Annotated in this window: 21 protein-coding genes; 14 read left to right on the forward strand and 7 right to left on the reverse strand. The window is 40.3% G+C overall.

Annotation, left to right across the window (positions count from 1 at the left end):
- The first annotated feature begins 327 nt into the window (after positions 1-327).
- Both ACTG7X_RS07020 and ACTG7X_RS07025 read left to right on the forward strand, forming a co-directional pair.
- Positions 328-732 carry a hypothetical protein gene (locus tag ACTG7X_RS07020; RefSeq protein WP_439257802.1) on the forward strand — a complete coding sequence of 135 codons (405 nt, stop codon included), beginning with the start codon at positions 328-330 and terminating at the stop codon, positions 730-732.
- Positions 733-921: 189 nt separating this feature from the next.
- Positions 922-1,470, forward strand: a complete 549-nt coding sequence (locus ACTG7X_RS07025; RefSeq protein ID WP_439257803.1) for a hypothetical protein — start codon at positions 922-924, stop codon at positions 1,468-1,470.
- A 4-nt stretch (positions 1,471-1,474) separates the two neighbouring features.
- On the opposite strand, the gene ACTG7X_RS07030 is transcribed toward ACTG7X_RS07025, so the two are convergent.
- Entirely contained in the window at positions 1,475-2,668 is a 1,194-nt protein-coding gene (locus tag ACTG7X_RS07030; RefSeq protein ID WP_439257804.1) for a hypothetical protein, read from the reverse strand.
- A 318-nt stretch (positions 2,669-2,986) separates the two neighbouring features.
- Between ACTG7X_RS07030 and ACTG7X_RS07035 the strand changes: the two genes are divergently transcribed.
- The 6 genes from ACTG7X_RS07035 (at position 2,987) to ACTG7X_RS07060 (ending at position 9,807) form a co-directional block, all read left to right on the forward strand.
- On the forward strand, positions 2,987-3,859 hold the full coding sequence (locus ACTG7X_RS07035; RefSeq protein ID WP_439257805.1) for an Rpn family recombination-promoting nuclease/putative transposase: 873 nt from the start codon (positions 2,987-2,989) through the stop codon (positions 3,857-3,859).
- 119 nt (positions 3,860-3,978) lie between these two features.
- A complete protein-coding gene (locus tag ACTG7X_RS07040) occupies positions 3,979-4,725 on the forward strand; it encodes a YdcF family protein (protein ID WP_439257806.1) in 747 nt (248 codons plus the stop codon).
- 1 nt (position 4,726) lies between these two features.
- Positions 4,727-5,521 (forward strand): zinc ABC transporter ATP-binding protein ZnuC, encoded by a 795-nt coding sequence (gene znuC, locus ACTG7X_RS07045; RefSeq protein ID WP_439257807.1) that lies wholly within the window; start codon positions 4,727-4,729, stop codon positions 5,519-5,521.
- A gap of 8 nt (positions 5,522-5,529) precedes the next feature.
- A complete protein-coding gene (znuB, locus tag ACTG7X_RS07050; protein ID WP_439257808.1) occupies positions 5,530-6,315 on the forward strand; it encodes a zinc ABC transporter permease subunit ZnuB in 786 nt (261 codons plus the stop codon).
- 61 nt (positions 6,316-6,376) lie between these two features.
- The gene (mrcB, locus tag ACTG7X_RS07055) at positions 6,377-8,713 is read left to right on the forward strand and encodes a penicillin-binding protein 1B (protein WP_439257809.1); all 2,337 of its coding nucleotides are present in this window, start codon (positions 6,377-6,379) and stop codon (positions 8,711-8,713) included.
- Between the two features lie 221 nt (positions 8,714-8,934).
- Positions 8,935-9,807 (forward strand): VirK/YbjX family protein, encoded by an 873-nt coding sequence (locus tag ACTG7X_RS07060; RefSeq protein ID WP_439257810.1) that lies wholly within the window; start codon positions 8,935-8,937, stop codon positions 9,805-9,807.
- A gap of 99 nt (positions 9,808-9,906) precedes the next feature.
- Here ACTG7X_RS07060 and ACTG7X_RS07065 read toward each other — a convergent pair whose 3' ends face one another.
- Positions 9,907-11,220, reverse strand: a complete 1,314-nt coding sequence (locus ACTG7X_RS07065) for an NCS2 family permease (RefSeq protein WP_439257811.1) — start codon at positions 11,218-11,220, stop codon at positions 9,907-9,909.
- A gap of 298 nt (positions 11,221-11,518) precedes the next feature.
- Here ACTG7X_RS07065 and ACTG7X_RS07070 point away from each other — a divergent pair, with 298 nt between their 5' ends.
- Entirely contained in the window at positions 11,519-12,724 is a 1,206-nt protein-coding gene (locus ACTG7X_RS07070) for an aromatic amino acid transport family protein (protein ID WP_439257812.1), read from the forward strand.
- Positions 12,725-12,782: 58 nt separating this feature from the next.
- Here the strand turns inward: ACTG7X_RS07070 and scrK are convergent, their stop codons facing one another.
- Together scrK and ACTG7X_RS07080 are read right to left on the reverse strand one after the other, a co-directional pair.
- The gene (gene scrK / locus ACTG7X_RS07075) at positions 12,783-13,670 is read right to left on the reverse strand and encodes a fructokinase ScrK (protein ID WP_439257813.1); all 888 of its coding nucleotides are present in this window, start codon (positions 13,668-13,670) and stop codon (positions 12,783-12,785) included.
- Between the two features lie 118 nt (positions 13,671-13,788).
- Complete coding sequence (locus ACTG7X_RS07080) at positions 13,789-15,714, reverse strand: glucose PTS transporter subunit IIA (RefSeq protein ID WP_439257814.1); 1,926 nt, start codon at positions 15,712-15,714, stop codon at positions 13,789-13,791.
- 152 nt (positions 15,715-15,866) lie between these two features.
- On the opposite strand from ACTG7X_RS07080, the gene ACTG7X_RS07085 reads away from it, so the two are divergent.
- Positions 15,867-17,303 (forward strand): sucrose-6-phosphate hydrolase, encoded by a 1,437-nt coding sequence (locus ACTG7X_RS07085; RefSeq protein WP_439257815.1) that lies wholly within the window; start codon positions 15,867-15,869, stop codon positions 17,301-17,303.
- A 42-nt stretch (positions 17,304-17,345) separates the two neighbouring features.
- On the opposite strand, the gene gloB is transcribed toward ACTG7X_RS07085, so the two are convergent.
- Positions 17,346-18,047, reverse strand: coding sequence for a hydroxyacylglutathione hydrolase (gene gloB, locus ACTG7X_RS07090; protein WP_439257816.1), 702 nt, complete (start codon positions 18,045-18,047; stop codon positions 17,346-17,348).
- A gap of 24 nt (positions 18,048-18,071) precedes the next feature.
- On the opposite strand from gloB, the gene ACTG7X_RS07095 reads away from it, so the two are divergent.
- A complete protein-coding gene (locus ACTG7X_RS07095; RefSeq protein WP_439257817.1) occupies positions 18,072-18,779 on the forward strand; it encodes a class I SAM-dependent methyltransferase in 708 nt (235 codons plus the stop codon).
- Positions 18,780-18,804: 25 nt separating this feature from the next.
- Here the strand turns inward: ACTG7X_RS07095 and thiI are convergent, their stop codons facing one another.
- Positions 18,805-20,253 (reverse strand): tRNA uracil 4-sulfurtransferase ThiI, encoded by a 1,449-nt coding sequence (thiI, locus tag ACTG7X_RS07100; protein WP_439257818.1) that lies wholly within the window; start codon positions 20,251-20,253, stop codon positions 18,805-18,807.
- Positions 20,254-20,365: 112 nt separating this feature from the next.
- On the opposite strand from thiI, the gene xseB reads away from it, so the two are divergent.
- Genes xseB through dxs form a run of 3 tightly spaced genes read left to right on the forward strand, consistent with a single transcriptional unit; the run spans position 20,366 to position 23,428 of the window.
- Complete coding sequence (gene xseB, locus ACTG7X_RS07105) at positions 20,366-20,635, forward strand: exodeoxyribonuclease VII small subunit (RefSeq protein ID WP_439257819.1); 270 nt, start codon at positions 20,366-20,368, stop codon at positions 20,633-20,635.
- Positions 20,616-21,512 (forward strand): (2E,6E)-farnesyl diphosphate synthase, encoded by an 897-nt coding sequence (gene ispA / locus ACTG7X_RS07110; RefSeq protein WP_439257820.1) that lies wholly within the window; start codon positions 20,616-20,618, stop codon positions 21,510-21,512. The genes xseB and ispA overlap by 20 nt, the downstream gene beginning before the upstream one ends.
- A gap of 44 nt (positions 21,513-21,556) precedes the next feature.
- A complete protein-coding gene (gene dxs / locus ACTG7X_RS07115; RefSeq protein ID WP_439257821.1) occupies positions 21,557-23,428 on the forward strand; it encodes a 1-deoxy-D-xylulose-5-phosphate synthase in 1,872 nt (623 codons plus the stop codon).
- Positions 23,429-23,570: 142 nt separating this feature from the next.
- Here the strand turns inward: dxs and selD are convergent, their stop codons facing one another.
- Complete coding sequence (gene selD, locus ACTG7X_RS07120) at positions 23,571-24,617, reverse strand: selenide, water dikinase SelD (RefSeq protein WP_439257855.1); 1,047 nt, start codon at positions 24,615-24,617, stop codon at positions 23,571-23,573.
- Positions 24,618-24,706: the final 89 nt, after the last annotated feature.

Consider the following 24,706-nt stretch of genomic DNA (forward strand, 5'->3'; position numbering starts at 1 on the left):
ATCAGATTCCACAGCGAAAAGTCAGTTCACAAACGCATATCATAGCATTTTTCAAACTGTTTGACAGTGTTTTAATGTGGGGAATTTTCTTGTGGCTAGATAGGAGAAGATGCGGAGCATCGTTACCATGCTTAACCCTGCACGTGAGTGCAGGGCATTTCACCCCGACCACTTATCACTTCATTAATTCATTTTGTATATATTTCAATCGCAACTTGTGCAAAAAAAAAACAATGATAAAATGCAAAAAATTTCACGGTTGAATAGTATTTTTGTAGGCTATGAGATACCAAATCTATAATTTTCTTCAAAAACAAAGGAATTTTTATGACAATAGAAAAAAACACACTTAACCGCTGTAAACTTTGGGGGGTATTATTTGTAACGTTACTTCCGCCACTATCCTACTTGCTTTATCTGCAATACACTGGAGATACTAGTGATGCTGCCATTTTACTATTTGTTCATTTTTTACAACTCTTTTCGGTGCTAATTTTATGCAGTATATCCAAATTCATTATAAACACAAAAGACAAAATTTGGCATAAAACCTTAACCATATTATTTATGATTTTTATTTATATCGGTGAAAATTATTGGATATATCATCTATTCAAAGATAGTTTACAAAATTCACATTATATATTTCTCGGTACTACATTTCTTGATCTTGTAATCAGTATGATCTATGTTTGGTGGGCTGATACTTGGGTTCAAAAACTAGAAAAATAACAAACTGTTATAACTTAGTGTTGATGATTTGGGTGTTTTCCCTGATTATATTTACAAGGTATGTATTTTTAAATTAATTTTCAAATTTTTTTGTAAATAATTAAAAAAATATCTTCCATTTATTTTAATCTACGATAACATCCAAATTATTAATAATACAAAACAATAAATAATAAAAAGGAGTAATTTATGAAACTTCTCAAAACAATTTTAGTAGGTTCTTTATTTTTAATTTCTCAAAATGTTTTTGCTTATGGTTGCCAAGATTTATATATACCTAAAGATTCTTATTGCACACCTGATGGAGATAAGTTATTTAAATATGGTAAAGTTACTCAAGAAATGAAGAATATTAAGACAAATTTCAGAGGTAAAACTTATACATATAAGGATCTTATTAAACCTTTAAATTATAATGAATTAGTTGGTATTGATGAATTTGAAAGAAATTTTATTAGTTTTACTGATGAACTTGACAAAAAACTAAATAATTTAACTTATTCTCAACTTGAACAAGTACTAAAAATTAGAGGGGATTATGTAGAAAAAATTTTAAATAAAAAATGGTATAATCCTACTATTTTGTCTTGTTTAGAAGAAATTGACAAAAATATAATTTCTCTATTTGATAAATTTAAAGTAAGTCCTGAAAATCAAAATCTGTTTAAAACAGGTTCTTCAGAAAAACATAGAATGTTAGAAATTATGCAAAAATACATTGAAATGACTCCATATTAATTATTTATAACAAAGGATTATTCACCACATTTTTATTAGCCCCTGATAAATATAAACTGACTTGGGCTTGCATTAATTTAACTATATGAGATTTATGGCTTAACTTAACAAAATTGACTATATCCCATTTGGAGTGAGAATTAAATTTTTCATAAACTTTAGCTATTTCTCCCATTTGATCTTTTAACTTGGTAAAAGCCTCATTCACTGTACTATGCTTAAAAACACCAAGACCAAAAAGTTTTGGAGAAATATGATTTTTTTTGATGGTATCTCTAATAGACTCCATCATTAATCCTGAAGAGGCATTTTCCAAAGCATTTTTTAAGATAGGATCTGGTTCTTTTTGTGATAAATTATCTAAACTGGCTTTAAATTTTATTCTATTTTCTTCAGTATTAGGCTTAGGAAGAAACAAGCCTTTTTTATCAAATTGGATTTCTATACCTAATTCTTTTTCTATATTTTCTTTATGCTTGGCAATAAACTTGAGGCAAGTTTTATAAGTTTCAATCTCTTCTGGTCTTGGCTCTCTTCCAAAAAATTTCTTATAACTTCTTATAAAATCTTTATTGCTACCATCAATTTGATTAATAATTTTAGTTTGAATTTCACTAGGTACATTTTGGAAACTTTCCACAGTTTGATTGATAACTTCCTGTGAATCATCCTTTAATCCTTGTATTGCTATTAATCCAGCCTGATTAGTGCCTTTTTCTGTTGTTGTGATTTTTTTAATATTATTTGGATCAAAGAATTCCTTAACTATTTCAATTTTTTTAGGCACAGAAACTTGATCCCATTGTGCTTGAGTTTCTATGGTATTGATCACATATTGAACTAACTCAAATCCTTTCAATATATTCAACTGTTGCAAATTAAATTGCTGACTGGCTTGATTTTTTTGCTTTTGTTTTTTATTTTCTTCTTTTTTTTCTGCTGTAACCTGTACATTATTTCCAGCCAATATTTGCTGAAGTTGTTTTAATTGGAGTTGGTGAGTTTCTGCTATTTTTTGGAAATTTGGATTGTCTTTTAATTTGGTTTCCATTTGGCTTAATAAATGTTTTTTCAGGTCAATAGACAAAGGCATATTGGCCACCACATTCATAACATTAAACACCTGTTCAAGATCAGTTTCATTGGCTAATTTAGGGATTTGGGCAATAAATTGCTGAAGATTAAAATTCTGGCTCATAGGTTATTTTTTATCTTAGTTTTGCTGGATTATTGTTATTTTAGGATATTTTGTAAACAAATCCTAAAATCATCAACACTTAGTTATAACATATTGGGAAAAGGGGTATACAATGATTGGAAAAGTTTAATTTTTTCCACCGCACTCCACTGTTCAAAGACAAAAACTGCACATCTACCCAAATTTATTATCGAAAAAACCTCATGTCGGGAACCTCTTTCACCCCACTTTTGTGATCTTGATTCCAAATTTGATATGCCATTGTGGCGTTTAAATTACTTTTCTTCTATATTCCGCCAAAACAACAGGAGAACCCAAATGAACCTCAAACCCACTCGCTACATAGATCTCACCACCGACTACGGTTTTAAACGCATTTTCGGCACAGAAGTCAACAAAGATTTACTCATTGCATTTTTAAACGAAATTTTCAAAGATCGCAAAGTGATTCAAGATTTAATCTACAACCCAAACGAACACCAAGGCGACAGCATTGAACAAGGTGCGGTGATTTTTGACCTCACTTGCACCGCTGAAAACGGTGAACAATTTATTATCGAAATGCAATGCAGTTCGCAAGTGAATTTGAAGAAACGTATGTTATACTATGGCAGTAAACTGATTGCCGACCAAGCCCCCAAAGGCGAACGGCGTTTTTGGAACTATAACATCAGCGAAGTCTATGTGATTGTGCTAATGGACGGTTTCCGATTAACCCATCAAACCGAACAATATTTGCACGACATTGCATTATGTGATAGAAATACAGGAACGGTATTTTATGAAGATTTGGGGTTTACTTATATTGAATTATTGAACTTCAATAAAACAGAAACCGAATTACAGGGCGATTTGGACAAATGGCTGTTTGTATTAAGAAACATTTCCAAACTAGACAAACTCCCCGAATTCCTCAGCAAACCCGTATTTGAAAAAGTATTCAAAATCGCCGAATACGTCCAACTAAGCAAAGGAGAACGAGATATGTACAACGTCAGCTTAAAACGCAAATGGGATGAATATTCTTTGTTAGAGTCTGCGAAAATTGAGGGGTTACAGCAGGGATTAGAACGAGGAAAACTAGAAGGCATTTACGAAACAGCTAAAAATATGCTGGCTTTCAATATGGATCCGCAAATAGTGGCGAAGATAGTGAATTTGCCAGTGGAAGAAATTAGAAAACTATCTTGATTTGAAAACGTTTTTAGCCTAAATCAGCAAACGAATAGGTAAATACAAAAGGCGGACTAATATGTCCGCCTGTTGAAATTTTCAGGAATAATAACCGCAGTTTTAATTGGAATTTGATTATGTTTGAACTCACCAAATTAATTAGTGCATTAATACTCCCCCCTGCCAATGTGATTCTGCTTGCCCTGTTGGCTAGCATTTGTTGGTTATGCCGTTGTAAAAAAATGGCGTTTTTCAGTGCATTTTTCGCCATTGGGATACTTTATACGGTTAGTTTAACCTATACTGCACAAAAACTCAGCGACAGCTTAGTGGTGGAAGATAATCTCAGCATTGAGGATTATCGCCAAGCCCAAGCCATTGTGGTGTTAGGCGGTGGATTACGTGATAGCAAAGAATTGTATAATAGTTTAACCGTGCCGGGGCTTGTGTTGGAACGGATGCGATATGCTACCTATTTACATAAAGAAACCGAACTGCCGATTTTAGTCACTGGCGCCAGTCCAAATGGTAATTCGGAAGCCAAAGTGATGGCACAAGAGTTTTTTACTTTTTTTGGCGTGCAACCCAAATGGTTAGAAGAACGGGCATTAAATACTATTGAAAATGCTCAATATAGCCGTGAAATACTGGAACGGGAACATATATCTAAAATTATTTTAGTCACTAATCAATGGCATATGCAACGTGCTAAATTATTATTTGAAAAAGCAGGGTTTACCGTGTTACCGGCTAGCGTTGGCAATGGTATTACGCCAGACAGCTATGAAGTCAATTATATGCACTTTATCCCGCAAGCGGGGGCAATCAATGCTAATATGCAATTATTAAAAGAATGGTTAGGCTATTGGAAAGCGAGATTGTAATATGCAAATTAAATCAATTCATGTCCCCCAACGGCCGTTGGTCACCTTAAACAACATTAATGTGATGTTCAACCAAAAAGTGGCGTTGCAAAACATTAATTTACAGATTTACCCCAATTCGGTGATCACGATTGTCGGGCCAAACGGTGGGGGAAAATCCACGTTATTAAAGGTGTTACTGAAATTATTAACGCCGACCAGTGGTAATGTGGTGTATAGCAAGAGTTTACGTATTGGCTATGTGCCACAAAAAATCCATTTGGATCCGAGCTTGCCCATGACGGTAGAAAAATTTTTGTCCTTGAAAAAAGGTATCAGCAAGCATGAAGTACAACAAGCCTTGGCCTTGCTGTCCATTTCGCATTTAATTAAAAATAGTATGCAAAAGCTGTCTGGCGGCGAAATGCAACGAGTGTTGATTGCTCGTGCGATTCTGAATAAACCTAATCTGTTAGTACTAGATGAACCGACTCAGGGTGTTGATATTAACGGCCAAGTCGAACTGTATCAGTTGATTAAACAAACTCGTGAAAAATTAAATTGTGCTATTCTCATGGTTTCTCATGATTTACATATTGTGATGGCGGATACCAACGAAGTGCTATGTGTTAACCAACATATTTGTTGTGCGGGTACGCCTGAAGTGGTGTCTAACGATCCCAAATTTATTCACTTTTTTGGCGATCAATTTGCTAAAAATATTGCCGTTTATACGCATCATCACAACCACCAACACAATATTCACGGTGATGTTTGTTGTCAGGACAATCAGGCTTGTGCAGAACATAAAAATTAAGGAAAGCTATGTTTGAAATTATTTTCCCCGCTTGGCTAGCGGGTATTTTGTTGTCATTTATCACCGCACCTTTAGGGGCATTTGTGGTATGGCGGAAAATGGCCTATTTTGGTGATACCCTTGCGCATTCTGCCCTGCTTGGTGTGGCATTAGGGATTTTCTTCCAAATTAACCCCTACATTGCCATTTTAATTCTGACGCTAATTTTGGCCATTGCCATGGTTTGGTTAGAACATAACACCCAATTTTCGGTGGATACGTTGCTCGGTATTATTGCACATAGTTGTCTTTCTCTCGGTGTGATTACCGTGCAATTATTGCAAAATGTGCGTGTAGATTTAATGGGGTATTTATTTGGTGATTTACTGGCGGTCAACCTTGACGATCTGATTTATATCGGTGTGGGAGTTTTGGTGGTATTTAGCCTGTTACTCTGTTTCTGGCGACCACTGATTTCAATCACGGTCAGCCCCGAACTGGCTCAGGTTGAAGGGGTTAATGTGAAAAAAATGCGGTTTATTTTAATGATTTTAACCGCAATGACTATTGCGTTAAGCATGACCTTTGTTGGTGCATTGATTATTACGTCATTATTGATTATTCCCGCCGCCACCGCCAGACGTTTTGCTCGTACCCCAGAAAGTATGGCTATCATTGCGGCGGTCATCAGTATGCTGGCCGTCAGTTTGGGGTTAACCCTTTCTGCATTATATAACACGGCATCAGGGCCGTCTGTCGTGATTGCCTCCAGTTTTCTGTTTTTATTATCGTTACTTAAAAAAGAACACAATTAAAACAAATAAATGTTAAAATGCGTTTATTGGCAAAATAAGTTTAGGATTTATTAGGTAAATAATGTCAACCGAACAAGAAAAAAAACCTGCGACAGAACCAACGCCGGCAAAACGTTCCTTTAGCCAACGGCATAAATGCGCCTTATTTTTGGCCAAAGCGACGTTAAGTTTAGGGGCATTGGTGGTATTCTATGGAGCCTATTTAGATTGGCAAATCCGCTCCAAAATGGACGGCCAAATTTGGCGTTTACCGGCTGAGGTCTATAGTCGTATTGAAAGTGTACGATTACAAGACAACCTGACCCTAAATGATGTCACGCAATTATTGCTCAACAATGATTATCGCCAAACCACCTTTGTGGCGGCCCCTGGAGATTTCAAAATTGAAAATGATACCATTGTGTTATTACGTCGGGCCTTTCCATTCCCTGATAAAATGGAGGCGCAACGGGTTTTCCGCTTACGTTTTAGCGATGAAAAATTAACCGTGATTGAGGATCTGATTAATCGTACCACCATTGATGAATTTCGTTTAGCGCCGAAATTAGTTGCCATGTTGCAATCGGATAAAGAAGAACGTTTGGCAATTCCTTTACAAAATTACCCGCGCTTTTTGATTGATACCCTCATTTTAACCGAAGATCGCCGTTTTTATGAACATCAAGGCGTGAGTCCTATCGGTATCGCTCGTGCGATGATCACCAATATCAAAGCGGGACAAACTGTACAAGGTGGTAGCACCTTAACCCAACAGTTGGTGAAAAACCTCTTTCTCAGTAACGAACGCTCGATTACCCGTAAAATTAACGAAGCCTTAATGGCAATTATTTTAGATTTACGCTACGACAAAAATCGGATTTTAGAGACCTATCTAAATGAAATTTATCTCGGGCAAAATGGCGATACGCAAATTCATGGTTTTGAGTTAGCCAGTCATTTCTTTTTTGGCCACCCTGTGCGAGAAATCAGTTTAGATCAAATTGCGTTGTTAGTGGGCATGGTAAAAGGCCCCTCTCTTTATAATCCTTGGCGCAACCCAACTTATGCCAAAGAACGCCGAAATGTAGTGTTAGGCTTAATGTTGGAACATAAAATGATCGACAAAGAATTGTTTGATCTGTTAAGCCAACGGCCATTAGGAGTGCAAGAAAAAGGCTCCATTGCTCGCCCTTATCCGGCCTTTATCCAAACCTTACAAGCGGAATTACGCCAAAATCTAGGGGAAAACAAATCCGCCAGTTTATTGGGCGCCCGCATTTTCACCACCCTTGATATCAAACAACAAGCCTACGCCGAGCAAGCGGTGGTTGACGCCACTCGTAAATTACAATTACAAACCAAAAATCCGAATTTACAATCGGCTATGGTGGTTGCCGACTATAAACAAGGCGAAATTCGTGCCGTGGTGGGCGGTTTACAAACGGAATACGCTGGCTTTAACCGTGCCTTTATGGCTAAACGCCAAATTGGCTCGTTAGTCAAACCGTCGATTTATTTAACCGCACTTTCTGACCCCGAGAAGTTCAGATTAAATACACCGATTAATAACCAACCTATCACCATTCATATCAAAGGCAGCCAACCTTGGCAGCCGAAAAACTATGACCGCAAATATAGCGGCTCGGTGATGTTAGTGGATGCGTTAACCCGTTCTTTAAATATTCCAACGGTGAATATCGGCATGAAAGTCGGTTTAAGCAAAGTGATTGAAACCCAACAAGCCATGGGGTGGGATAAGGTCAGCATTCCGAAAGTGCCTGCCATGTTATTAGGTTCATACAGTATTTCGCCTTATGACGTCACCAAGTCTTATCAAGTGATCGCCAATAACGGCGGAAAAATTCCGTTAAGCACCATTAGCGCCATTACCGACCGTCAAGGTGAAGTGATTTATCAACATCAAACCGAACCTGAGCAAGTGGTGCCCGAACAAAGCGCTATGCAAACGCTGTACGCAATGCAACAAGTGGTGGAACGAGGAACGGCACGTAGTTTACAAAATGATTTCGCCAATTTACATTTGGCCGGTAAAACAGGGACCACCAATGACGCTCGAGATACGTGGTATGTGGGTATTGACGGCGAAAACGTGGCGACTATTTGGCTCGGCCGTGATGATAATGGCGAAACGGGATTAACCGGCGCCAGTGGTGCCTTAGAAATTTATAAAAACTACTTACACCGTGCGGAAGTCACTCCTTTGAAATTAAAAAAAATCGACGATATCCAATGGGTCGGCATTAACAGTTACGGCAGTTGGAACTGTTACAGCCCTGTGCGTAATATCCCTGTTTGGGCGGATAAAGGGCAAAATTTCTGTGCATCTTCAGTAAAACCCGCCGATCTTCCCCCTCGTGAAGCGCCTGCGCCCGTTGAGGATGCAAAACCTGCAGAATAAAAAATTGGCATAAAGAGCATAAAAAGTGCGTTGCACAAAATGCCGACAGGAATGTTGAACGTTGCTTGTAACGGAAAAAAACCGAACCATCCTAAAAAGGATTGTGAGTAATTTTATGCGCTTTAGTCGCTATCCAAGAAATAATAAATCGTCTTTTTTATTGCTATATCAAGCCATTATCCCTATAATCTTGCCACTTAATTAATTTCATCCTGTTTATTATGTTTAATTTAACCTCATTAATCACATTCAAAAAAATGTTTCCCATTGAGAAACGCCGGTTAAAACTCTTGAGAGAATATATCCGCTATCAAATGCGCTTGGTAATTTATAGAAAACAGCTCCAATCTTTATCAGACTACTTAGAGACCCATTCACTATGGCAGCCCATTTTCCAAAAGGATGTGTATCGAATTAATACCTTATTAAATAAATTTTGTGATAAGCGCTTTAATGGCACTGCACGCTTAAACGCCATTATGCAAAATTTCACCTTAGCCGAGCAGTTTTTGCCTGCGGATAAAATACCTTTATTGCTAGAAAAAGAAAATCTATTGTTGGCCAAATTAACGGATGAATTAGATTTATATTTCAATCTCAATCGGGTCGATCCATTAGAGGGATTTTTCTCTATTAACATTGTTGATCAACAAAAAAATCGGATTTACGACGCCTCATTTACCTTTTTATCGCCCAATACATTATTAATTGCCTCCATTCAAGGCCCCAATTATGAACAAGCGCAATTAGCGGTACGCAATGCCACAAAAGCCTTACATGGTGTACGTCCTATGTTTATGTTGGTGAATGTGTTTAAAATCGTCGCCCAACAATTAGGCTGTGAATTAAAGGGCATTCCACATAAATATGAGGCCAAATACCGTTGGAATGATTCTAAATATATGCAATTTAATTATGATGAATTTTGGCAAGAAAATCAGGCACAATATCAAAATCACTATTGGCAATTACCTGTTCAAATTGAACGCAAACCATTAGAAGATATTGCCAGTAAAAAACGCTCTATGTATCGCAAACGTTATGAGATGTTTGATGGATTAGCACAGCAAATAAAAGACTTTTTACTGAAATAATATTTTGTTAAAAAAGTGCGGTGTTTTTTGATGAAATTTCTTCGCAAAAAACACCGCACTTTTTGGTTATACATTTATTGGCTTGCGTTTAACACCAGATTAAATCGCCCAACCGCACGCATAAAATGCCACTAAAGCCAAGCTGATTAATACCGTGCCGACATTCAATTTTTTGAATTCACCAGACACTACACGTCCAATCACTAAAGCGGCAAAACCGAGCATAATGCCTGTCACGATATTAGCGGTTAACACAATAAAGACCGCACAAATTAAACCGCTCATGGCGCCGACAAAATCGTTAAAGTCTAATTTGCTCACATTGCTTAACATTAATAAACCGACATACATTAATGCCGGCGCCGTAGCATAACTTGGTACTAAAAAGGCTAAAGGTTGGAAAAATAACATAAACAAGAATAAGACGCCAACCACAATGGCCGTAATCCCCGTTTTTCCGCCTGCGGCCGTGCCTGCTGCGGATTCAATATACACCGCAGCGGGGGCAGTACCGAAAAGACCAGAGAATAAACTACTCACAGAATCCGACGTTAAGGCTTTACCGCCGTTAATAATTTGACCATCTTTATCAAGCAAATTACCTTGTCCCGCTACCGCACGAATCGTCCCCGTCGCATCAAAAACGGCGGTCATCACTAAAGCAAACACCACTGGCAAAATCGCAGGTTGTAAAGCGCCCATAATGTCTAATTGCAAAAATAAAGATTGCTCACCAAAACTTGGCATTTTAAATACGTCACCAGAGAAGTTCACATTCGGATCGAAAATTAAGCCGATAATCGTAATCGCAATGATTACCCATAAAATCGCCCCTTTCACTTTCATTTTTTCTAATCCAATAATGAACGCCAAACCGATTAAGGACATCAATACGGGGAAAGAAGTAAATTCACCGAATTTTACCAAGGTGCCATTTGGGTTTGATACCACAATACCCACCCCACTGGTGGCGATCAATAACAAGAATAAACCGATACCAATACCCGCACCATGAGCAATACTGGATGGCAAATTACGCAAAATCCAAGAACGAATACCGGTTGCGGAAATTAAGGTAAACACCGCCCCCATTAAGAACACTGCGCCTAACGCAACGGGAATACTCACTTGTTGACCGATCACCAAACTAAAGGCGGTAAAAGCAGTTAATGAAATGGCACAACCAATCGCCATTGGCGCATTGGCCCATAAACCGATTAAAATGGAGCCAAGCCCCGACACTAAACAGGTGGCAATAAACACGCTTTCCGCAGGAAAACCCGCTTGGCTTAACATGTTTGGCACCACGATAACCGAGTACACCATGGCTAAAAAGGTGGTTAAGCCTGCCGTAATTTCTTGACGAAGATTAGATCCCCGAGCAGAAAGCTCGAATGTTTTTTCTAGAGACATAAAAATTCCTAAATGAATTGAATAAAAAAGAAACGTATTCTACCTGAAAACAAAAAATAGTAAACGTTTGCGTCAAGGATTTTCAGCTAAAAGAAAGTGGTCATACCCGACAAAACGGGCCGTTTTTCGCCGACTTTTAAATATTTTGCAAAAATCCACCGCACTTTTTTGTTATTTTCTAGCCATAAAACGTCAATTTTTCAAAACAGCGTAAATTTATAATTACAAAAATAAATATTATCGTATAGAATAGCAATCTGGTTTATTTGATGTATTTTTTTAATCTAAGGAAAGCAGTATGAAAAATAAAACGCTTGGTAGCGCATTAATTGTGGCAGGCACCACCATTGGTGCCGGTATGGTGTCCATGCCATTAACCTCTGCCGGTATGGGATTTGGTTACACCGTGGCTTTATTAGTGATGTTATGGGTGCTACTCTGTTATAGCGCATTGTTATTTGTTGAAGTCTATCAAAAAGCAGAACGTCAAGATGCGGGCATTGCTACCTTGGCTGAGCAATATTTTGGCATGACTGGCCGTGTTTTAGCCACCTTGGCTCTGGTCATTTTTATGTACGCCATTCTCACCGTGTATGTGTTAATGAGCAGTAATTTAATTTCTACCGTATTACCCGAACTGAAAGAATACGGCACAGCGATTTCCGTGATTTTCACCGTCTTTTTTGCCATCTTTATTATTGCCGGCACAGGACACGTGGATATTGCCACTCGCTTGTTATTTATTGCCAAACTCGCTGCCTTTGTGGTGTTGTTATTCTTGATGTTGCCCAAAGTGAGCATGGATAATTTAATGGCGGTGCCGTTAGATAAAGCCTTGTTAATTTCTGCTAGTCCGTTTTTCTTTACCTCTTTCGGTTTCCATGTGGTGATCCCAAGTATTAATAAATATTTAGAGGGCAATGTCGCACGCTTAAGAACCTCTATTATTATCGGGACGGGATTACCTTTAGCCCTGTATATTGTTTGGCAGATGTCGACGCATGGTGTGTTAACCCAATCTGAATTTGTCCAAATTTTAAATCAAGATCCGACATTAGGCGGATTAGTCAACGCCGTCACCCATATTACAGGCAGTCCATTGATCGGTTGGTCAGTGCGTTTATTCTCGTTATTTGCCTTGATAACCTCTTTCTTAGGCGTGGCCTTGGCGTTATTTGATTGCTTAGATGACCTACTTAAACGCATTAATATTAAGGCTGGACGTGCGTCATTAGGTTTATTAACGTTCATTCCTACCTTATTCTTTGCGTTATTCTATAATGATTTCTTATCCGTATTAGCCTTTGCGGGACAAATGTTTACATTCTATGGTTTAGTCTTACCCGTGGGCATGGTATGGCGTGCCAGAAAACGTTATCCTGAGATGCCTTATCGTGTGATTGGCGGTAACATTTCTTTACTAATTGCCTTATTACTCGGCTTATTGATTATGAATGTGCCGTTCTTAATTCAAGCGGGTTATTTACCCAACGTGATTGGTTAATCTGCCAAAGATAAAAAAGGGACGTGTTTAAACGTCCCTTTTGTTATGCTTTCGTCGTTTAGACTGACACTTCAGCAACTTTCTTCGCTAACGCAAAATTGCCTAACGTGGCCGAGCCATTATTGGCTACCGCAGGCGTTACAATATACTGTTCCAAGTCTGGCACAGGCACATAATCATTAAGCAATTCAGCAAACTGCTTACGCACCCGATCTAACATATGTTGTTGCGCCATCACGCCGCCACCAAACACAATCACTTGTGGACGATATAATAAGGTGGCTTGTAATGCGGCTTGCGCAATATAATAGGCTTGAATATCCCAAATTTCGCTATCTTGCGCAATACATTCACCACGAATACCCGCCCGAGCCTCCAGTGACGGCCCCGCCGCCAAGCCCTCCAAACAATTTTTATGGAAAGGACAGGTGCCATGAAAATCCTTGGACTGATCTTGCGGGTGCAAGGACACTAATACGTGGCCCGCCTCGGTATGCGCAATGCCCCCGACAAATTCACCATGTTGAATAGCGCCGGCACCAATGCCCGTGCCAATGGTGTAATATACCAAACTGATCACATTTTGACGGACCAAGGTTTCGCCAAAGGCGGAGGAATTCACATCTGTGGTAAAATAAAATGGCACATCAACGGCTTTTTTAAGGACACCGATAACATCCACATTCGCCCAATGCGGTTTGGGCGTGGTGGTAATATAACCATAAGTCGGTGAATTTTTATCAATATCAATCGGCCCAAAGGAACCCACCGCAATCCCTTGTAAACGATCCGCATAACCTTGAAAAAATGCTGCCGTTTGTGCAAGGGTTTCATCAGGTGTGGTGGTAGGAAATTGGACTTTATCCACCACATTAAATTGCGCATCACCTACTGCACAAATAAACTTGGTGCCGCCTGCTTCAAGGCTGCCGTATAATTTTGTCATTCTGTATTTTCTCCATTTTTGTTGAAAATATTCGGAAAAATGTAGGGGCGAACCTATGTGTTCGCCCGCTAAAAACGAAGTGATTTTCGGGCGGATACATCGCTCCGCCCCTACACCGTTATTTAACGACTTTTAAGAAATTATCGCCGTGAGTAATATTTCCTTGAGCAATGCCCGTTACTGCACTAAATTCGTCGGTATTGGTGATGATTAATACCGTAGTGTGATCATAACCCGCAGCGGCAATTTTAGCTAAATCAAAGTTAGCCAACGGCTGTCCCGCTTTCACGGTATCACCCACGTTGACTAATGGCTCAAAGCCCTCGCCTTTCATTTTCACCGTATCAATACCGATATGGATTAAAATTTCCGTACCGTTGGCGGTTTTTAAACCGTAAGCGTGACCTGTTTCATGTACGATTTCCACTTCTGCATCAGCAGGCGCATAAGCCACGCCCTCAGTAGGTTTGACGGCTAAACCGTCGCCCATCACGCCCGCAGAGAATACAGGATCATTCACATTTTCTAAGGCAATCACTTCACCCGTTAAAGGCGAAACTAACGTTTCTTCATTGGTTTTGCTTTCCGCTGTTGGCACTGATGTAGAAACTGCGGTGTTTTTTTCCAAGGTTTTCACCGTTTCTGCTTTTTTCTCGTCTTTTTTCTCATCTTCGTAGCCGAACATGTAAGTTAAAGCAAAGGCCAATGCGGTTGTCGCTAATACCATAATCACGTAAGAAATGATTTGTCCGTTCAAGTAAAGCAATGAACCCGGAATAATGGTAATCCCAAAACCTGTCCCCGCTAGGCCTAAAATCGAGGCTAAACAGCCCCCGAATGCACCGGCAATTAAGCCCATAATAAACGGTTTGCCGTAACGTAAGTTGACCCCGAAAATGGCCGGTTCCGTGATACCTAATCCCGCAGAAAGCGCTGCTGGATAAGCCAAGGCTTTTAATTTCGCCGATTTGGTTTTGAACCCGACGGCTAAGGTGGCGCCCGCTTGGGCAGTCATGGCGGCGGTAATCAGTGCATTGAACGGATCTTGTCCATCTGCGGCAATTAATTGGGATTCAAGCAAGTTAAAAATATGATGTACGCCTGTTACCACGATCACTTGATGTACGCCACCAATCACTAAACCTGAAATACCATAAGGCAAGGCAAGCAAGTATTTGGTACCGGCTAACACATAGTTTTCAACAGAATGGAAAATCGGGCCGATCACGATTAATGCCAAGAAAGACATCATCAAGAACGTGACAAAAGGCACTACCAACAAGGCCAATACATCTGGCACCCGTTTCGCAAACCATTTCTCAAATTTCGCCCCAATTAACCCCACGAAAAACGCCGGCAACACGGAGTTTTGATACCCCACCACAGGAATGAAATCAAAGAAGTAAATCGGTTCAGCACCACCAGATGCCACCGCCCACGCATTAGGTAAAGCGGGGCTTACCATCATCAAACCTAATACCAACCCAATAATCGGATTGCCCCCGAATACTCGGAATGCTGACCAACAAATCAACGCAGGGAAGAAAATAAAGGCTGTATCCGTGAGAACCTGAGTATAAATATAAAAATGTGAAGCAGAAAATGCCGCTGATGTGGTACCAAACAGGCTTAAAATCGCATCATTGTTAATCGCCCCACGTACGCCCATAAACAGACCCGTAGCCACAATAGCAGGCAATAATGGTACGAACACATCACCGAAAGTACGAATCGCACGTTTAAACCAATGACCTTGCGGTTGGGCTGGCGCTGCGCTTTCACTGGCTTGGGTGGAGCCACCATTTAACGCCATCACTTCCGCATAAATTTTGTTTACCGTCCCTGTACCCAAAATAATTTGATATTGTCCTGAATTAAAAAACGCCCCTTTGACTTTATCCAAGTCCTCAATGGTGTCTTTATCAATTTTCGACTCGTCTTTTACCATAATACGTAAACGTGTCGCACAATGTGCAAAACTTTGCACGTTGTCAAAACCACCAATGGCTTCAACAATTTTCTTTGCAATTTCAGTATCTGTCATACGTTGCAAAATCTCCATAGGATAAGGGTGAATAAACTGGGCGCTACTCTACCATTTTTTGCTGATAAATTAAACATAAATTAAGCAAAATAGTGCTTTTTCAATGGGCAAATATTCGGTACTATAACCAAAAAATTTATTTTGGAGAAAATATGGCATTTACCACCGAACAACGCTATCGCCCTTATGCAGATTGGCCTGCAGAATATGTAGAAAAAATTAAAAAAAACACCGCACTTTCACCATGGCGAACCCAATTTCATATTGAAACACCGCACGGCTTGCTTAACGATCCCAACGGTTTTTCTTATTTTAACGGCAAATTTACCCTGTTTTACCAATATTTCCCATTCGGCGCCGCTCACGGCTTGAAATCTTGGGTACATACGGAAAGTTCCGATTTAGTGCATTTCAAAGAAATTGGCACCCTGATGTACCCCGATACACCACTCGACAGCCACGGCGCTTATTCGGGGTCCGCCATGCAATTTGGCGACAAATTATTTTTGTTTTACACCGGTAATGTGCGAGATGAAAACTGGGTGCGCCACCCTTACCAAATCGGGGCGTTAATGGATCAGAACGGCAAGATTGAAAAGATCAATAAAATACTGATTGCTCAACCTGATGACGTGACCGATCATTTCCGTGATCCGCAAATTTTTGACTATCAAGGACAATATTACGCCATTGTGGGTGGCCAAAATCTGGCCAAAAAAGGGATTATTAAACTCTATAAGGCTGTCAACAATGATTACCAAAATTGGCAATATATCCATGATCTCGATTTCGCCAATGATAACACGGCGTATATGATGGAATGCCCTAATATCGTGTTTGTAGAGGGCAAACCTGTATTAATTTATTGTCCGCAAGGTTTAGATAAAAACGTACTGGATTACCAAAATATCTACCCGAATATGTTTAAAATTGCAGACGATTTAGATGTGGAAAAGGCTGTATTAGTCAACCCAACCCCATTACAACAATTTGACTACGGTTTTGAATGCTACGCCACTCAACCTTTCAACGCACCAGACGGACGTGCCTTGTGTATCAGTTGGCTTGCTTTGCCTGATATGGACTACCCAACGGATAAATTTGACTATCAAGGTTGCTTATCGCTCGTCAAAGAACTCAGCCTAAAAAACGGCAAATTGTGCCAAAACCCGGTGGCTGACATGGTCAAACTCAGAAAAAGTGAAGAAACGTTTGCGGAAAAACAAACCACCAATAATGTCTACGAACTCAACCTTGAATTTAGCCCAAACCAACGCCACGAAATCGTTTTAATGGCAGACAAGCAAGGTCATGGCTTAAGTTTTGTGGTAGATACCGAAAAAGGCGAAATCATTGTGGATCGTACAAACTGCGGTGAAAAATTTGCCGAAAAATTTGGTACCGTTCGCCGTTGTGGCATTGAAAAACAACTCACCACCGCTCGCATTTTCGTGGATAAATCCGTGTTTGAAATCTTTATTAATAACGGTGAAAAAGTGTTTTCTGGGCGTGTATTCCCAAATCAAGATCAAACCGGCATTCGGATTTTACAGGGCCAGCCAACAGGCTCGTTGTTTAACTTAACCTAACCGAAACTCACTGGGGCATATTATTTGCCCCAATTTTTCTGGCTAAAACCGATCCTTAGCCTGTCTTAATCTGATAAATTCCGCCAAATTATCTGCGTTTAAAAATGGATTGATTGTTTTTTCCAACCCTAATTTTGTCGGCATACTGGATAAGCCTTGCTTTCTCAACTGTTCCACCCAAACTCGCTGATTTTGCACCGCACTTTTCTCGCTCACCACGGTTTCTGCAAAGGCTAAATTGCTCAACGTATATTCATGCCCTGCACAAACTAAGGTGTTATCTGGCAAGGCATTTAAACGTTGGAGCGAATCAAACATCTGCGCATAATCCCCCGTAAACACCCGACCGCAGCCCGCTGAAAATAAACAATCACCACTAAATAAATGCCCATCTACCACAAAACTCACATGATTTGCTGTATGTCCGCCCGTAGGAATCACCTGAATTTTATAATCATCAACTACAATTTCTCCCTCGTTGATCTCGTGATTTAACCCTAAATAAGCACATTCTGACGATCCAATAATCGGCACATCAGGAAAATGCTGTTTAAATTCTGCCACACCCGCCACATGATCATTATGGTTATGCGTCAACAAAAGTGCGGTGATTTTATAAGGATTTTGTTCAAAAAATGATAAAATAGGCGAAATTTCTGGAATGTCGATCACAATTACCGATAAATTATCTCGTGAATACAGCCAAATATAGTTATCATTAAGGGCAGGAATAGCGTTTAACATTTTTTTCTCTCACAAAGGTTGAATATGGCACACATACGTTGGCAAGCAAAATCAGCAAAGGCATTTAAATTGCCGTCTAGCTGGCAACAAGTACAAAAAGGCGAACAATATTGCAGCACGCTCGGGGACTATTTTGCCAAATTTTCGCCCTTAATAACAGGAAAACAATTAGTGCGTTTGGGCGGATTAAGTGCCGAATTGGAATGCAAAATGTCACTCCCCTATCATTTTGTCCTCACCCCCGACAGCAACAGCCAATTAACCGCACTGTCTAGCCAAAACGGCTATTCACTGATTCAAGGCGATCTTGCCGAATTGCCCTTTGAAAATCAATCCGTAGACGTTTGCATTGCTGCCAATACGCTTAACTTTATGCAGGATCCCCACCAATTATTGCGTGAAATCCAACGTATTTTAACCGATGATGGCTATTTATTTTTGTCTATTTTTAATCCCGTTGGCGGATTGTTATTTAAACAAAAAATAAATTACGCTCAACGTCCAGCCTTACCATTCCGCCATTTCTTGCCTTGCCGCATTATTGACTGGCTGCATTTACTCAATTTTGAGATTCATCAACAGCAATCTTTAGGCAATATTTATGCCATTATCGCCAAAAAACAAACCTATCCATTGAGCCTACAACCACAAAAACGGCGGTTTGATCCAAGAGAATTGTTTCAAGGGGAAACCGTGGGGGCATTTCGGGAAGTGGATGAAAATAAAATGTAAGGTGCAAAAATGCACCTTATTTTACTTATTTTTTAAACACTTGCACATTTTCAAACCCTTGCTCTTTCAAATACAAGGCTTGTAACTTACTCATTACGCCCCGTTCGCAATACAGCACATAATTTTTGTTTTGATCCAAATTGCCAAATTGAGAACTGAGTTTGTAAAATGGCATTAATTGCACCGTTTTACCGTCGACATTCAACGGTTTTTCATCGGTTTCTTCAGGACTGCGAATATCCAAAATCACATCATTTTCGCCCAACACAGAAACGGTATCTACGGAAATGACTTCTTTTTCCGTTTGTTCGGCAATTTGACGAATATCCAAATATTGCGCATTTTGCACCGCAGTTTCTAATACGTTGAAATCAAAATTCTGTTCTTCGGCTTCAATTTTTTCTCGCACGGCTTTTACCGTTGGATTTTTGGAAATGACCCCACAAAATTCAGGCATGGATTTAGCAATATCGTCCGTGCCGATGTGTTTTGCCATCGCAATAATTTGTTCTTTATCGTGGGTGATTAACGGTCGCAACACCAAGGCAGAACTGGCTTCGTCAATTAAGCGTAAATTGGTCAGGGTTTGGCTCGACACCTGCCCTAAGGCTTCGCCCGTCACAATAGCCTCAATAGCAAAACGCTCAACAACACGGCTAGCGGCACGCACCATCATGCGTTTTAACACCACGCCCATTTGCCCGTTGTCGACTTTTTCTAAAATTTCGCCAACGACATTTTCAAAATTAATCGCAATAAACCGTACTTTGTGCGAGCTGCTGTAACGGTGCCAAATATGATATGCCATTTGTTTCACACCGATTTCATGTGCGGCTCCGCCAAGGTTAAAGAAACAATAATGCACACGGCTACCACGACGAATCAGCATATAACTGGACACGCCTGAATCAAAGCCACCCGAAATCAAGGAAAGCACATCTTCTTGTGTCCCAATCGGATAACCACCAATCCCCTCAAAGCGTTGTTTAATAAAAATTAATTTATCATTTTCTACTTCAATACGTACCGTCACATCAGGATTTTTCAATTTCACTCGGGCGGTTTCAATATGCTGATTTAACCCACCGCCCACATAACGCTCAATTTCCAATGAACTAAACGGATGTTGTCCACGGCGTTTAGCTCGCACACAAAAGGTTTTGCCATTCAGGCTGTTACCCACTTGTTCAAGGGTTTGCTCAAAAATATTGTGTAGATCGGTAAATGGTTTTTCTTCCACTTCAAGAAAATGATGAATCCCCGGAATACGCCCAATCAATTCAATTAACTGCGGTCGAAATTCTTCATTTTTTGACCGCACTTCAATAAAATCCCAATGTCGAACGACAGCCAAGGTGTCGTCATGTTTACTTAATACTTGGCGAATATTGCTGGTTAAAATCTTAATAAACCGCTTACGAACACTGTCGCTTTTGATCATGATTTCAGGGAAAAGTTTGATGATAAATTTCATTTAAATAACTCTATTGAATAAAAATTTGACGGCATTATACAGGAAATTTTTATATTCGGGAAAAATCAAGTAGAATACCCCCATTCATAATCGCCCGATACAGGAACAACACATGGCACGCAAACCGAAAGAAACCGAAACCGAATTAGATTTTGAAAGTACACTAACCCAATTAGAACAAGTGGTCAATCAGTTAGAAAGTGGCGATTTGCCCTTAGAAGACGCGTTAAAAACCTTTGAAAATGGGGTAAATTTAGCCAAGTTAGGGCAACAACGTTTGCAACAGGCGGAGCAACGTATTCAGATTTTATTGCAAAAAAATGCCACCGCAGAATTGAACGACTATCATCAAGGGCAACAAGATGACGACATACAATTTTAAGCAAGATTTAAGCGAAATTCAGCAACGCATTAACGCTTTTATGCTGGCGCAATTTGATGATATTCAATGTTATTCGTCACCCTTGGCGGAGGCAATGAAATACGGCTTATTGCTCGGTGGCAAGCGGATTCGTCCGTTTTTGGTATATGCCACGGGGCGGATGTTGGGAGCTAATCTTGAACAGTTGGATTATGCGGCGGCGGCGTTGGAGTGTATTCATGCTTATTCACTGATTCATGATGATTTGCCTGCCATGGATAATGACGATCTCCGCCGTGGACAGCCTACTTGTCATATTGCTTTTGACCACGCCACAGCGATTTTAGCGGGCGACGCCCTGCAAGCCTTTGCCTTTGACATTCTCACCAAAAACACCGCACTTTCAGCCGAACAAAAACTTACGTTAGTCCAAGTGTTAAGCCGAGCGTCAGGCGTGCAAGGCATGTGTTTGGGGCAAAGTTTGGATTTATTGGCTGAACATAAACAGGTGTCACTCAGCGAATTAGAAACCATTCACCGCAATAAAACAGGCGCCTTATTGTCTGCGGCGGTCACCATGGGCTTTATTTGTTCACCGGAATTTGGCAATCAAAAATTGGCTCAACACTTGGATAATTATTCTAACGCCATTGGTTTAGCGTTTCAGGTGCAAGATGATATTTTGGATATTGTGGGCGATCAGGCTGAAATCGGCAAACCCGTGGGATCGGATGTCGATTTAGATAAAAGCACTTACCCAAAATTACTCGGGCTAGACGGCGCAAAACAAAAAGCGCAAGAACTCTACCAAACTGCGGTGCAAAATTTGCAAGAAATCCCATTTGATACGTCGGCACTTCGATCTTTAGCGGAATTTGTAGTAAACCGAAAAAGCTAGTAGAATACACGCAACTTTTATATTTAATCTTAAACCAACGGCCTATGACTGATTACAACCTACTCTCACATATTAATTCGCCTGACGATTTGCGTTCGCTTAGCAAAGAAAAATTGCCTCAAGTTTGTGATGAACTTCGCCAATATTTGCTCGAAAGTGTGAGCCAAAGTAGCGGTCATTTAGCCTCCGGATTGGGTTGCGTGGAATTAACTGTTGCACTGCATTATGTGTATAAAACCCCGTTCGATCAACTGATTTGGGACGTCGGACATCAAGCCTATCCACATAAAATCCTCACTGGTCGCCGTGATCAAATGTCAACCATTCGCCAAAAAGACGGCTTGCACCCGTTCCCATGGCGTGAAGAAAGTGAATTTGATGTGTTGAGCGTCGGCCATTCGTCCACCTCCATCAGCGCTGGTTTAGGTATCGCTATTGCCGCAGAAAAAGAAAACGCAGGACGCAAGACGGTTTGTGTAATTGGAGATGGTGCGATTACCGCAGGCATGGCCTTTGAGGCCTTAAATCATGCGGGAGCGGTACATACGGATATGTTGGTGATTTTAAATGATAACGAAATGTCTATTTCCCAAAACGTGGGGGCATTAAACAATCATTTAGCACGGATTTTTTCGGGTTCTATGTATTCGACGGTGCGAGATAGCAGCAAAAAAATTCTGGATAAAGTGCCGACCATTAAAAACTTTATGAAGAAAACCGAAGAACATATGAAAGGCGTGGTATTTTCGCCTGAAAGCACGCTATTTGAAGAACTTGGTTTTAATTATATCGGCCCGATTGATGGCCATAATATTGAAGATCTGGTGGCGACCCTCAGCAATATGCGTGAGCTCAAAGGCCCTCAATTTTTGCATGTTCGCACCAAAAAAGGCAAAGGCTATGCACCGGCGGAAAAAGATCCTATCGGTTATCATGGCGTGCCAAAATTCGATCCGAACTGTTATGAATTACCCAAATCGAACAGCAAACCCACCTATTCCAAAATCTTTGGTGATTGGTTATGCGAAATGGCGGCACAAGATCCTAAAATCATCGGCATTACCCCCGCTATGCGTGAGGGATCAGGCATGGTCGCCTTTTCTGAACGTTTTCCTGAGCAATATTTTGATGTGGCCATTGCGGAACAACATGCCGTCACCTTTGCGGCGGGTTTAGCCATTGGTGGCTATAAACCTGTGGTGGCTATTTACTCTACATTCTTGCAACGTGCTTACGATCAGTTAATTCATGATGTGGCGATCCAGAATTTACCAGTGTTATTTGCTATTGACCGAGCAGGCATTGTGGGCGCAGACGGACAAACGCACCAAGGGGCATTTGATTTAAGTTTTATGCGCTGTATTCCAAATATGGTGATTATGACGCCAAGTGATGAAAACGAATGTCGTCAAATGCTTTACACTGGCTTACATTGTGGCCAACCTGCTGCCGTGCGTTATCCCCGTGGCAATGCCATTGGGGTCGATCTTAAACCATTACAAACCTTAGGCATTGGTAAAGCCAAAACCATTAAGTGCGGTGAAAAAATTGCGATTTTAAATTTCGGTACCTTGTTACCCAATGCGTTAGAGGTTGCTGAAAAAATTAACGCCACAGTGGTAGATATGCGTTTTGTGAAACCATTAGACATAGACTGCATTCGCCATATTGCGGAAACGCATGATGTCATTGTGACCTTAGAAGAAAATGCTATTTTAGGCGGGGCGGGTACTGGCGTAACAGAAATATTAAATACGTTGCAAAAAAACACCGCAGTTTTACAGCTAGGCTTACCCGATAAATTCATTGCACAAGGGACACAACAAGAAATGTTGGCGGAAATTGGATTGAATGCAGACGGAATTGAAAAACAAATTCAGGCTTTTTTACAAAAAAATGAAAAAAATCTGAACTAATTTTAATTTGCCTAGTCTGAGTAATTGCTAGTGCACTGCATATCTTGATGATCCTTTATATCGCAGTCGTTTTTTTCAAAATTCTTTATTTTAAAGATCCACCGCTATCCCATTTCGATAGCGGTTTTTTTCTTTTATCGGGTTAAGAAATTACCTGAATTTTCACCGCACTTTTCTCCGTATTTTCCATTAATTGCCCCACCGAAATTAATTCAATTCCCGCTTGTTGCGCAATATCAAGTACCTGTTGCTGTGCTTGCGGTTCAACAGCAATTAATAATCCGCCCGAGGTTTGCGGGTCACATAAAATCGCTTTTTGCACCTCGGTTAATGCCGAGATTTTATGTCCATAACTGATAAAATTACGTTCGGTGCCACCTGGTACACAACCTTGGGCAATATAATCCAATACGCCGTCAAGGGTTTTGATCTGATTAAATTGCACTTCCGCACTCAAATCCGCCCCCTCACACATTTCCAACAAATGCCCGAGTAAGCCAAACCCAGTCACATCCGTCATGGCTTTTACCCCGTCAATTTTTGAAAATTCCGCCCCAATATTATTCAATTTTGTCATTGTTGCGGTGGCAAGCCCTTTATGCTGTGCTTGCAATTTGCCTTTTTTCTCCGCCGTAGTCAGAATCCCAATCCCCAACGGTTTGGTTAAATACAGCTGACAACCTGCCGTGGCGGAAGCATTTTTCTTCACTTTTTCCGTATCAATAATGCCCGTGACCGCCAAACCAAAAATTGGCTCAGGAGCATCAATGGAATGACCGCCCGCTAAAGCAATCCCTGCTTGATGACAAGCCCAACGCCCACCGTCCACAATTTTCTGCGCAATTTCAACAGGCAAGACTTTGGTCGGAAAACCTAAAATCGCAATCGCCATTATCGGCTTACCGCCCATCGCATAAATATCACTGATCGCATTGGTCGCCGCAATCCGTCCAAAATCAAAGGCATCGTCTACAATTGGCATAAAAAAGTCCGTGGTGCTGATAATCCCAACACCATTGCCAATATCATACACCGCCGCATCATCTGCCGTATCATTGCCCACCAATAAATGGGGATCGACAAATTGCGCCAGTTGCGATTGTAAAATTGTCCCTAAATCCTTAGGCGAAATCTTACAGCCTCAACCGGCGCCGTGGCTGTATTGCGTGAGTCGCACAGGCTCTGTGATCATTTTGAATCCTTTGTGATAAATAATGGTTAATTATACTGTAATTTTGCCTATTTAGTTGTATTATAGTGAAAATTAATCCTAAAAAT

This window comes from Lonepinella sp. BR2271, assembly GCF_051851515.1.
Taxonomy (GTDB): domain Bacteria; phylum Pseudomonadota; class Gammaproteobacteria; order Enterobacterales; family Pasteurellaceae; genus Lonepinella.